The sequence below is a fragment of the Streptomyces beigongshangae genome (assembly GCF_019710745.1).
GTDB lineage: Bacteria > Actinomycetota > Actinomycetes > Streptomycetales > Streptomycetaceae > Streptomyces > Streptomyces beigongshangae.
Genome location: NZ_JAHKJW010000008.1, coordinates 169,961 through 181,435, shown reverse-complemented (window position 1 = coordinate 181,435; position 11,475 = coordinate 169,961). Strand labels below are relative to the sequence as shown.

Genomic DNA, 11,475 nt, shown 5'->3' with positions numbered 1-11,475 from the left:
GGCCGCCGGGGTGGGGCGCCGCCCGCGGCCGGGGGCCGGCCGGGTGGCCAGCAGCAGTACGCCGAGCCAGCAGGCGGCCGCCGACACCAGCAGCGCGCCCCGGGGGCCGTGGGCCGTGCCCGCGAGGCCCCACACGGCCGCCGCGAGCGCGGGTCCCAGCGCGAAACCGAGGCCGCGCGAGAGCTGCGCCAGGGAGCCGGCGACACCGACGGCCCCGGGCGGTGCGGCGGTCATCACCAGCGTCTGCGCGGGCCCGCCGTAGAGGCCCATGCCGGCTCCGGCCAGGGCGAGGCGCCAGGCGACCCCGCCCGGTGTCCAGTCGTCGCCGGCCAGCGCGAGCAGGGTCAGGCCGAGCGCGGTGACGGCGGCCCCGGCGAGGGCCGTGGGCCGGGCCCCGTACCGGTCGCCGGCGCGCCCGCCCAGCGGACCCGTCAGGCCCATGGCGAGGGGGAAGGCCAGGACGGTCAACCCGGTGACGGTCGCCGACAGGCCGCCGTCGCCCTGGAGCCGCAGGGCCACGACGTAGTACATGGCCGCGAAACCCGTGGCCAGCGCGCACACCGCCCCGTACGCCCCGGACACCTCCGGTGCGCGCACCACGCCGACCACCGGACGGGCGGCCGGACGGCGCAGCCACCCGTACGCGAGGGGCGGCACGGCCCCCGCCAGCAGCAGCCAGGCGGGGGCCGTGGGGGCGAGGGTGAGGGCGAGGAGGAGCGCGGCGACGGCGCTGCCGACGAGCGCGGCGTCGGTGAAGGGCTGCCGCCCCGGGGCGGCCGGCCCGTCCCCCTTCGGTAGCACGCGGGCGGCGGTGAACAGGACCGCCAGGCAGACGGGGAGCTTGACGAGCAGGACCGCCCGCCAGCCGAACGCGTCCAGGAGCAGTCCGCCGATCGCGGGTCCGGTGACCGCGCCCAGCGGGCCGAGCGTGGCGGGCACGCTCATCGCCCGGCCGCGCAGCTCCGGCGGCACCGACCGCATCACGAGGACGGGTATGAGGACGAGCAGCAGCGCGCCGCAGGCCCCCTGGGCGATCCGGGCGACGGCCAGCCAGGCCATCCACGGGGCGGCGGCCGCGAGCAGCCCGCACAGCATGAACCCGCGGAGCGCGGGCAGCAGCGCGGAGCGCAGTCCGGCCCCGCCCGTGCCGCCGCCGTCCAGCCAGCGGCCGGCGGGCAGCAGCAGCGCCACCACCGCGAGCTGATACCCGAGGACCGCCCACTGGGCCATCGCCGGGGAGACGTCCAGGTCGGTGGAGACGGTAGCGAGCGCGATGTGGACGATGTTCATGTCGAGCATGGCCACGAACGACAGCGCGCCCGCGACGGCGACCAGGACCCATGGACCGCGGTCGCCCGCCGGCGGGTTCGCGGGCCTTCCCGGTCCCGGTTCCGGTCGCGGTGCGCTGTCCTGTCCGAAGGGCGGCATGGCGCCCTCCCTTCCGTGGGCCCCGCCCCGGTGGCCGGCCGCGGGCGGGAGGGTCTTCAGAGCCGTACGGCGCCGGAGTTGAGGCAGGCGAGCAGGGTGCGCGCCTGGACGTTGACGCGGTGGCCGTGCGCGGTCAGGGAGTTGAGCTGCCCGGCCGTCGCCCAGCGGTAGCCGCGGGGCGCGTCGAGGGGCGCCGCGTCCTCGTCGGCCGGCACGAACAGGTAGCGGATCCGCGCGTCCAGGAAACGTCCGCCCTCCTCGGAGTGCACGGCCGCGTAGGGCACCCCGTGCGTCCCGGCGGCCGCCGCCAGGACCAGGTCCAGGAACGGCGGCCGGTCCTCGGCGCGCACGGGGTCCCAGTTGGCGGGGACGCACTGGACGGTCGGTGCGAGTTCGACCGTGCCGAGGTGCCCGGCCTCCGCCCTGGCGTGGACGAGGAGGTGCGGCACGCCGCCGAACCGGCGGAACACGAACGCCGCCACCCCGGTGCCGCACGGCTCGATCAGCGGCTGCGACCACCTGGTGACCTCACGGGTCCCCGCCTCGACGGTGACACCGGTGACCCGGAAGAAGCGGCCGTCCGGACGCCCGATGCCGTCCGCGTCGCGGACCCAGCCGTCGACCTCGGCGAGGGCCGTCAACCGGGCGTCGACGAGGCGGCGGGCCCGCTCGGCGGTGAACCAGGAGAGCAGCTCGGTGTCGGAGTGCAGGGCCCCCGGCTCCGGTGCGGGCACCGGGAAGCAGGACAGGACGGTACGGGTGTCCATGTTGACGACGTGGTCCAGGCGCAGCAGCTCGCCGAGCTGGCCGAGGGTCAGCCAGCGGAAGTCGGCGGCGCACGGCACCCGCGCGTCGGTGGCCTCGACCAGCATGTTCCGGTTCGCCTTGCGGTAGAACCAGGAGCCGTGCTCGGACTGGAGCGAGTCGGCCAGCACCCGTCCGCGCGCCGGGTCCGTGAAGTGTTCCAGGTACCTCACCGCGGCGCCCTCGTGGACCCGCTGGTAGTTGCTGCGGGTGGCCTGGACGGTCGGTGACAGCTGGAGCAGACCGGGGTTGCCCGGCTCCATCTTCGCCTGCACCAGGAAGTGCAGGACGCCGTCGAACTCCTTGGCGAGCATGCCGAGGATGCCCACCTCGGGCTGGTGGATGACGGGCTGCCGCCAGGCGCGGTACGGGCCTTCGTCGGCCGTGACGGACAGGCCCCGCACGGAGAAGAACCGCCCGCTGCGGTGCACGATGTCGCCGGTGCCGGGCAGCGCGGACCAGCCGTCGAGCCGGTCCAGGGGGGTCCTGAGCACGGTGAAGCGGTGGGCCCGGGCCCGCTCGGCGAGCCAGCCCGTGACCTCCTCGGTGCGCAGCTGGTGGCCGTGCCCGGTCGCGGCGGCGGACCGGGCCAGCCGCGCGGGCAGGTCCCGGGCGTCGCGGGGACGCAGCAGCGCGGCGGTGCTCACCGCCGGTCTCCCGCACCGCTCCGGGACCGTCCTGCCGTGTCCGCCAGCCCGGCCACCGTGCGGCGCAGCGCCTCGGCGAACGGGGTGTGCGGCGCCCAGCCCGTGGCGGACCGGAACGCGGAGGCGTCGATGGTGACGCTGCTGAAGTCCCCGGCCTCCGCGTGCGCGGGCGGCTCCACCGAGAGCACCGGCACGGGCGGCTCCCCCGTGTGTTCCGCGACGAGGGCGGCGATCTGCTCGAAGACCTGCCCCAGCGGCCTGCCCTCGCCGGTGCCGAGCAGCCAGTGGCGCCCGGCCAGGGACCCGGCGTGGTCGAGGGCGGCGACGACGGCACGGGCCAGGTCGTCCACGTACAGCAGGTCGCGGCGGACCGTCCCGTCGTGCCACATCGTCAGGGGGTCCCCGGCCAGCGCGCGGCGGATCATCGCCGAGACGATGCCCCGGTCCCGGGCGGTGGGTCCGGCGCCGCACCCGAAGACGGTGGGCAGCCGCAGCGACACCCCGCGCAGGACGCCGCGGGCGCTCGCGTCGAGCAGGAGCCGTTCGGCGGCCAGCTTCTGGCGGTCGTACTCGCCCGTCGGGCGGTCCGGCTCGGTGCCGTCGAGGACGTCCCCGCCGGTCGGGCCCGCCTGCGAGGCGGCTCCCGTGAACACGACGGCCGGCGGCGGCCCGGCCGGCCGTGCGGCGAGGACGCCGACGAGGTCGCGGACCAGGCCGACGTTGACGCGCTCGGCCGCCGTGTCGCCGTCCTCGATGCGCCAGGTGGAGGTGGCCGCGCTGTAGAGCGTGGCCAGGACGACCACGTCGGCGTCCTCGACGGCGGCGCCCAGCCGGCCCGGCTCGGTGAGGTCGGCACGCCGTACCTCGACGTCGGCCGCGGCCCCGGGAGGGACGGCCGCGGGGCGCCGGGCCACCGCCCTGATCCGTACGGGCCGGGCGGCCAGTTCGCGCAGCACCGCCGAACCGACGAAGCCGGTGGCTCCGAGCACGGCGATCCTCGGGGTCCGGTTCACTTCCACAGCGCGGCCTCCACCTTCCGGCAGGTCTCGTACTCGGGCAGCAGCCCCTTCTCCCGTGCCTCGGCGAGGGTGGGGGCGGCGGCGTCCCGCTCGGACTGCGTGAGGCCGTACCCCCCGGGGAGGGGCAGCCCCAGCTCCGGGTCGCGCGGGGACACGGCGAGTTCGTGCTCGGCGGCGTACCCCCGCGACATCACGTAGACGACGATCGAGCCGTCCCGCAGGGACAGGAAGGCGTGGCCCACCCCGACCGGGATGTACAGGGCCCGGCACCCGTCGCCGTCGAGCTCGGTGGACTCCCAGCGCCCGAACGTCGGGGAGCCGGTCCGCAGGTCGACGAGGTAGTCCCGGACGCGCCCGTGGGGGCAGTAGACGTACTTGGCCCGGCCGGGCGGCGTGGTGGTGTAGTGGATGCCGCGCAGCACACCGCGCGCGGAGACGTTGTGGCTGATGTCGCGCACCGGGAACAGGGGCCCGCCGCGGGCGCCGCTGAACGGCGCCTCCTGGTACGGGGAGGTGAACAGGCCGCGGCCGTCCCGGTGGACGGCGGGCGTGAACGCGAACGCGCCCTCGATGTCCAGCTCGTGCACCCGCACGGCGCTCACCCGCCTTTCCGCTCGGTGCCGGTGCCGGTGTCCAGGGCAGCGAGCACCTCCCGCAGGGCACCGGCGACCTTGTCCTGGAGGCCGGTGGGGAGGGAGGGGTACATCGGGAGGGAGAAGATCTCACGGGCCAGCTTCTCGGTGACCGGCAGGCTGCCCTCGGCGTATCCGAGGTGCGCGAAGCCGGACATGGTGTGCACCGGCCACGGATAGCTGATGTTCAGCCGGATGCCGTACGCCGTGAGCGCTTCGAGGATCTCGTCGCGCCGGGGGTGGCGGACGACGTACACGTAGTGGACGTGGGTGTTGCCGGGGTTGGTGGCGGGCAGCCGCAGCCGCCCCGGGCCGGTGAGGTCCCCGAGCTGTTCCTCGTAGCGGCGGGCGACGGCGCCGCGGGCGGCGATGTACGCGTCGAGCCGGCCGAGCTTGCGGCGCAGGATCTCCGCCTGCACCTCGTCGAGCCGGGAGTTGTGGCCCGGCGTCCGGACGACGTGGTAGGCATCCCCCATGCCGTAGTAGCGCAGCTGGCGCAGTGCGCGGTCGGTCTCCTCGTCGGCGGTGAGCACCGCGCCGCCGTCGCCGTAGGCGCCCAGCACCTTCGTCGGGTAGAAGGAGTACGCCGCGGCGTCGCCCAGGGTCCCGGCGGGCCTGCCGTGGTGGCGGGCGCCGTGCGCCTGCGCGCAGTCCTCCAGGATCCTCAGCCCGTGCCGGCCGGCGATCCGCCGCAGCGGCTCCATGTCCGCGCACTGCCCGTACAGGTGGACCGGCAGCAGCACCTTGGTGCGCTCGGTCACGGCGGACTCGACCTGGTCGGTGTCGATGAGGAAGTCCTCCTCGCGGACGTCCACGAACACGGGTGTCGCGCCCGTCGAGACGATGGCGACGACCGTCGGGGCGGCGGTGTTGGACACGGTGACCACCTCGTCACCGGGGCCGACGCCCATGGCCTCCAGAGCCAGTTTCAGGGCGTTGGTGCCGTTGTCGACCCCCGTGCACCGGCCTCCGCCGTGGTAGGCGGCGAACTCCTCCTCGAAACTCCTGAGGCTCTCGCCGAGCACGAGGCGGCCCGAGGCGAAGACCTTCCCGACGGCGTCGAGGATGTCGTCCTTCTCCTTCTCGTACTCGGGCAGGTAGTCCCAGACGTACGTGGTCATGACCCTCCTCGGGGACACGGCGTCGGTCGGTCAGATGGGCAGCGGGGCCCGGGCGGCGGCCCGCCACCACGCGGGGTTGTCGCGGTACCAGTCGACGGTCGCGGTGAGGCCGTCGGCGAAGGAGTGCCGGGGCGCGTAGCCGAGTTCGGCGCGGATCTTGCGGTCGTCGAGCGCGTAGCGCGCGTCGTGGCCCTTGCGGTCGGGCACGTGGCGGATCATCGAGGGGCCGGCGCCGCACAGGTCGAGGATCCGTTCGGTCAGTTCGAGGTTGGTCAGTTCCTTCCCGCCGCCGATGTGGTAGACCTCCCCCGCCCGGCCCCGGGTGAGGACGAGGTGGACGGCCCGGCAGTGGTCGTCGACGTGCAGCCACTCGCGCCGGTTGCGCCCGTCCCCGTACAGGGGGACGGGCTCGCCCTCCAGGAGACGGGTGACGAACCGCGGGACGAGCTTCTCCGGGTGCTGGCGGGGTCCGTAGTTGTTGGAGCAGCGGGTGACGCAGACGTGCAGGCCGTGGGTGCGCCAGTGGGCCCGGGCGACCAGGTCGGCACCCGCCTTGGAGGCGGCGTAGGGGGAGTTGGGGAGCAACGGCGACTCCTCCGTCCACGCCCCGTGGCCGATCGACCCGTACACCTCGTCGGTGGAGACGTGCACGACGCGCTCCACCCGGGCGGCCACCGCGGCCTCCAGGAGTACCTGGGTGCCGAGGACGTTGGTACGGGCGAAGTCCGCTCCCCCGTCGATGGACCGGTCGACGTGCGACTCCGCGGCGAAGTGCACCACGGCGTCGTGCCCGGGCATCAGCCCGGCGACGAGCCGGGCGTCGCAGACGTCGCCGCGGACGAAGGTGAGGCGGTCGTGGAGGGCCGGGAGGTTCTCGCGGTCGCCGGCGTACGTGAGCTTGTCGAGGACGGTCACGTGGTGCGCGGCCCCGGGCTCGTACGCCTCCGAGAGCAGCGCGCGTACGTAGTGGGAGCCGATGAACCCGGCACCGCCGGTCACCAGGATCCTCATGACGCCTCCTCGTACAGCGGGCTGCCGGTGATCTCCGTCAGGTACCGGCCGTAGGGGGACTTGGACAGGGCGAGGCCGAGCCGGTGGCAGGTGTCCCGGTCGATGTAGCCCATGCGCCAGGCGATCTCCTCGACGCAGGCGATGCGGACGCCCTGCCGGTGGAAGAGGATCTGCACGTACTGCCCGGCCTCGGTGAGCGCGTCGTGGGTGCCCGTGTCGAGCCATACGAAGCCCCGGCCCAGCTGGACGCAGGTGGCCTTCCCGCGCTCCAGGTAGGCCCGGTTGACGTCGGTGATCTCCAGTTCGCCGCGTTCGGAGGGGTGCAGTCCACGGGCGATGTCCACCACGTCGTTGTCGTAGAAGTACAGGCCGGTGACGGCCAGGTCGGAGCGGGGCGCCGCGGGCTTCTCCTCCAGTCCCACGAGGCGGCCCGACGCGTCGACCTCGGCGACCCCGTACCGTTCGGGGTCGCTCACCGGATAGCCGAACAGGACGCAGCCGTCGACGTCCCGGGCGCTGGTGCGGAGGATCTCGCCGAACCCGGGCCCGTGGAAGAGGTTGTCCCCCAGGACCAGGGCGACGGAGTCGTCCCCGATGTGCTCGGCGCCGACGAGGAAGGCGTCGGCGAGCCCCCGGGGCTTGTCCTGTTCGGCGTAGGTCAGGGTGATGCCGAGGGCGGTTCCGTCGCCGAGCAGCCGCTGGAAGCCCGGCAGGCCGTCCGGGGAGGCGATGATCTGGATCTCGGTGACGCCGGCCAGCATCAGCACGGACAGCGGGTAGTAGATCATGGGTTTGTCGTAGACCGGCAGCAGCTGCTTCGAGACGCCCAAGGTGATGGGGTGCAGCCGGGTTCCGCTGCCGCCGGCCAGGATGATTCCCTTCATCCCGGATCCTTCCCGGTGTCGGAGACGGTCGTGGACGTGCGGCCCGTGGGGTCGGTGGTGCGGCTCGGCGCGCGGTGCTCCACCGCCAGCACCCGGTGTCTGCGCAGGTCCTCCTCCGCCGTCTGCTCGACCCTGTTCATGGCCGTGCGCAGCAGGGGCGGTGCCATCAGGGAGGTCAGGACGGCGACGAGGACGACGATGCTGTACATCTCGACGGTCAGCAGTCCCAGGCGGACGCCGATCATGGCGATGATGACCTCGATGACGCCGCGGGCGTTCATCCCGGCGCCCAGGGCCATGGACTCCCAGCGGTTCATACGGCTGGTGAGGCCGCCGACGAACGCGCCGAGGAACTTGCCGAGGACGGCGACCGCGAACACCGCGAACCCCCACAGGGCGATCTGCGGGTCGACGAGGGCGGTGAGGTCCATCCGCAGTCCGGCGGTGGCGAAGAAGAGGGGGGCCAGGACCGCCATGACCGTGGTGTTCAGCGGGGCGAGCGCCGACCGGTCGAACCCCTTGGTGCCGCCGATGAGGACGCCGCACAGGAAGGCCCCGAACACGGCCTCCAGGCCCAGGGCGTGGCTCCCCGCGGCGGACAGGGTCATCAGGACGACGGCGGTGATCACGGGCAGCCCCGGCGTGTCGCGGCGGGCGGAGGCGCGCATCGCGGCGCCGACGCACAGCCGGCCGAGGGTCATGGTGACGAGCAGGAGCAGGGCGACCTTGCCGAGGGCGAGGAGCACCTGGCCCGCTCCCAGACCGGCGGTGGACATGGCGGTGATCAGGGAGAGGAGCACCCAGCCGACGGTGTCGTCGACGGTGCCCGCCACCAGGATCATCTGGCCCACGTCCCGGTGGATGAGTTTCATGTCGATGAGGGTGCGGGCGATGACCGGGATGGCGCTGACGCACATCGCCACGCCCACGAACAGCGCGAAGACCGTCGGGTCGGCGCCGGGGGCGTGCAGGCTCTTCGGCAGCAGGTAACCGAGACCGACGCCGAGGGCGAGCGGCAGCAGGAGCCCGGCGGCGCTCACCCGCACCGCCCGGGTCCCCTGTCTGCGCACGAGCTTGAGGTCCAGGTGGATGCCGGTGAAGCCGACGAGGAGGATGACACCCAGCTGGCCCACGGCGTCGAGCAGGTGCATGTACTCGGTGTCCTGCGGGAACAGCCACTGCCCGAGCCCCGGCATCACCTCCGCCAGCAGGGACGGTCCGAGCAGTACTCCGGCCGACAGCTCCCCCACGATGGCCGGCATGCCCAGTCGCCGGGCGAGTCGGCCGAGGAGCAGTGCGGTCAGCAGCAGCACGCCCACCTGTAACAGCAGCACCATCAGGGCGTGGCTGGACAGGGGCGCGACCACCGTGGCTGCCACGGACATGGAAACTCCTTCTCCCTGGGTCTCGGACCGGCCGGACCGGACTGCCGCACCGGGTCAGGTCGGATGTCGGATGTCGGGTGTCGGGTCAGGAGGCCCGCCGGACGGCGTCGCCGACCGCCACGAAGTGGCTCGGCCGTCCGTCCCGGTACACCTCGCGGCCCCGCTTGCGCGCCTCGTGGCGGTGCATCAGCTCCCAGGTGCCGTCGGTGCGGAGCAGCGGCACGGAGTGCCAGGGCGTCATCCACGCGTCACCGGCTTCGAGGAGGCGGATGCCGAACTTGACCTCGCCCCGGTTCTGCGGGTGGATGGACAGGCGCACGTTGCGCGGATAGCACTCGGCGATCAGTTCGCTCCAGGCCCGGCTGCGCAGGATGACCTCGTAGGCACGGCGGCGGCTCTCCCGCTGGAGCGCCGAGCGCGAACCCTGCCACCCCGAGGTGTCCTCCATCAGGAACCGGGTGATGCCGCGGTACATGCGCAGGGTGGACTCGTTGCTGCGCACCTCCGCCTTCAGCTCCTCGACGGACGGCCCGAGGTTCTCGGCGGCGGTCCTGCGCTTCTCGTCGTACGAGAGGTCGGGCCCGTACACGTCCCGCAGGTCGAACGTGCCGAGGTGGTCGGAGAGTCCCTCGGTCCGGATCATGGCGCGCAGTTCGTCGCCGTAGGCGTCGATGTGCTCGTCGGGGACGCCGATGACGTCGCCGAATATGTGGCCGTCGGAGCAGATCAGCAGCCTCGCGCCGGGGGCGTAGACCTTCTCGATCTCCAGGCACAGCGAGTGCAGGGACCGCAGGGCGAGCCGTTCCCCCTGGTCCGGGAGGTGGTTGAACACCTTGTCCGGGTTGGGGGACTTGCAGGGGAAACCGGGCACACTGAAGATCACTTGCTCGCCGTTGCGGATGAACTCCCCCAGCTGTTTCAGCTGCTCCGGAAAGGCGTCCGTGGTGTCGAGGTGCGTGTCGCGCTCCAGGGTGCGGCGGTACGGGAGGAGGAGCGCCAGGATCCGGTGGGCGGTGCGCTCGGCGTCGAGGGTCTTCGGTGTGGAGATGCTGCAGGGCTGAGACATGGTTGTCCGGCTCGTTTCTGTGATCACGTGACTGGTCGTTGTGGGTTGGATGGTGTGTGGGACCGGGTACGGCGCCTGCACCGCTGTCGCCGGTCAGTGCGCCACGGGGCAGCCGCCGGGCGACCCGGCGTCCGGCGGCCCGTAGGCGACACGCAGTTCGTTGACGCCGCGCGCGAGGACGGCGCCGATCCAGGCCAGGTCCTCGTCGGGCACGGCGAGGCGGATCCGGGGCATCCGGCGGAGCAGCGCGCACAGGGCGATCCGCAGCTCCGCGCGCGCGAGTGCGGCGCCCGGGCAGAAGTGGATGCCGTGGCCGAAGGACAGGTGCGGATTGGGCGTGCGGTCGAGGTCGAGCGTGTCGGCGTCGGGGAAGTGCCGCGGATCGCGGTTGGCGGCGCTCAGCGACACGATGACCGAGTCGCCGGCCGGGATCCGGGTGCCGAACAGGTCGGCCTCCTCGGCGAAGAACCGCCAGGTGGTGAGTTCGAAGGCGGCGTCGTACCGGAGCAGTTCCTCGACGGCCCGCGCCGGCAGGTCCGGGTCGCGCCCGTCGCCGTCGCTCACGGCCTCCTGGAGGCGTCGCAGCTGGACGGGGTGGCGCAGCAGGGCGATCAGGGAGGTGGTGATCTGGTTGGTCACCGGCTCCTGTCCGGCGACGAGCAGCTGGAAGACGATGGAGTCCTGCTCCTCCTTGGTGAGGACGCCCGCCTCGCGCTGCGTGACGAGCTGGGTGAGGAGGTCGTCGCCGGGGTGGCGGCGCTTGTCCTCGACGACCTCCGCTATGTAGTCCTGCAGACCGCGCAACCTGCTCTCGTAGAGCGGCCGTTGCGGGTCGGAGGGGCCGACGGGCTGCACGACCTTGCCCCAGTCGCGGTCGAAACGTGCCGCCAGGGCGTCCGGCAGGCCGATCACCTCGGCGAGGACACGGAAGGGGAACTGCGCGGCGAACGCGCCCACCACGTCGACCACGCCGCCCACACCGCTCGCGCCCGGCGCCTCGTCCCGTTCCCCGTCCGCGGTCGCGCCGAGGGCCGCGTCGAGCAGTTCCCCGGCGATCTCCTCGAACCGGGGGCGCGCCCGCTCGACGTTGCGGGGCGAGAACGCCTCGGTGACCAGTTTCCGCATCGCGGTGTGCTTCGGCGGGTCCTGGTGCAGCAGATGGACCTGGAGCTGTGAATGCTGCGGCTCCGGCATGATGGCGGCGCGTTCGCGCCAGGCGTCGTTGCCGAGATCGTGGTTCTTGCCCAGCCGGGCGTCGTTCAGCGTGCTGTACGCCGCGTCGTACCCGGTGACGAGCCAGGCGTTGACCCCGCTGGGAAAGGTGACCCGGTGCACGGGGCCCTCCTCCCGGAGCTTCTGGTACAGCGGATAGGGATCGGTCTTGTACGCCTTGCCATGAAGAGGCAGCGGTTCGGAATGCGGCACAGCGTGGTGTTCCTTCCTGAATGGGCAGCCCTTTTTCCCAGAAAGGGGAACGG

Annotated in this window: 10 protein-coding genes; all 10 read right to left on the bottom strand. The window is 73.2% G+C overall.

Translation table 11 applies throughout. The annotated features are described in order from the left end of the window. Positions 1–1,428, bottom strand: a 1,428-nt coding sequence (locus tag KM933_RS08805; RefSeq protein WP_221349915.1) for an MFS transporter, incomplete at its 3' end; no start/stop codon positions are given. Between the two features lie 56 nt (positions 1,429–1,484). After that, positions 1,485–2,879, bottom strand: a complete 1,395-nt coding sequence (locus KM933_RS08800; RefSeq protein WP_221349914.1) for an NDP-hexose 2,3-dehydratase family protein — start codon at positions 2,877–2,879, stop codon at positions 1,485–1,487. Continuing rightward, on the bottom strand, positions 2,876–3,898 hold the full coding sequence (locus KM933_RS08795) for an NAD-dependent epimerase/dehydratase family protein (protein WP_221349912.1): 1,023 nt from the start codon (positions 3,896–3,898) through the stop codon (positions 2,876–2,878). The genes KM933_RS08800 and KM933_RS08795 overlap by 4 nt, the downstream gene beginning before the upstream one ends. After that, positions 3,889–4,500: a dTDP-4-dehydrorhamnose 3,5-epimerase family protein gene (locus KM933_RS08790; protein WP_308013310.1), complete on the bottom strand. Its 612-nt coding sequence runs from the start codon at positions 4,498–4,500 to the stop codon at positions 3,889–3,891. Before KM933_RS08790 ends, KM933_RS08795 begins: the two co-directional genes overlap by 10 nt. Beyond that, positions 4,497–5,651, bottom strand: coding sequence for a DegT/DnrJ/EryC1/StrS family aminotransferase (locus tag KM933_RS08785; protein WP_221349910.1), 1,155 nt, complete (start codon positions 5,649–5,651; stop codon positions 4,497–4,499). Before KM933_RS08785 ends, KM933_RS08790 begins: the two co-directional genes overlap by 4 nt. A gap of 30 nt (positions 5,652–5,681) precedes the next feature. Continuing rightward, positions 5,682–6,662, bottom strand: coding sequence for a dTDP-glucose 4,6-dehydratase (gene rfbB / locus KM933_RS08780; RefSeq protein ID WP_221349907.1), 981 nt, complete (start codon positions 6,660–6,662; stop codon positions 5,682–5,684). Continuing rightward, positions 6,659–7,546 (bottom strand): glucose-1-phosphate thymidylyltransferase RfbA, encoded by an 888-nt coding sequence (gene rfbA / locus KM933_RS08775; RefSeq protein ID WP_221349905.1) that lies wholly within the window; start codon positions 7,544–7,546, stop codon positions 6,659–6,661. The genes rfbB and rfbA overlap by 4 nt, the downstream gene beginning before the upstream one ends. Further along, positions 7,543–8,931, bottom strand: coding sequence for a cation:proton antiporter (locus KM933_RS08770; RefSeq protein ID WP_221349903.1), 1,389 nt, complete (start codon positions 8,929–8,931; stop codon positions 7,543–7,545). The genes rfbA and KM933_RS08770 overlap by 4 nt, the downstream gene beginning before the upstream one ends. Positions 8,932–9,016: 85 nt before the next feature. After that, on the bottom strand, positions 9,017–9,997 hold the full coding sequence (locus tag KM933_RS08765) for an L-tyrosine/L-tryptophan isonitrile synthase family protein (protein ID WP_221349901.1): 981 nt from the start codon (positions 9,995–9,997) through the stop codon (positions 9,017–9,019). 93 nt (positions 9,998–10,090) lie between these two features. Next, a complete protein-coding gene (locus KM933_RS08760; protein ID WP_221349899.1) occupies positions 10,091–11,422 on the bottom strand; it encodes a cytochrome P450 family protein in 1,332 nt (443 codons plus the stop codon). Positions 11,423–11,475 lie beyond the last annotated feature (53 nt).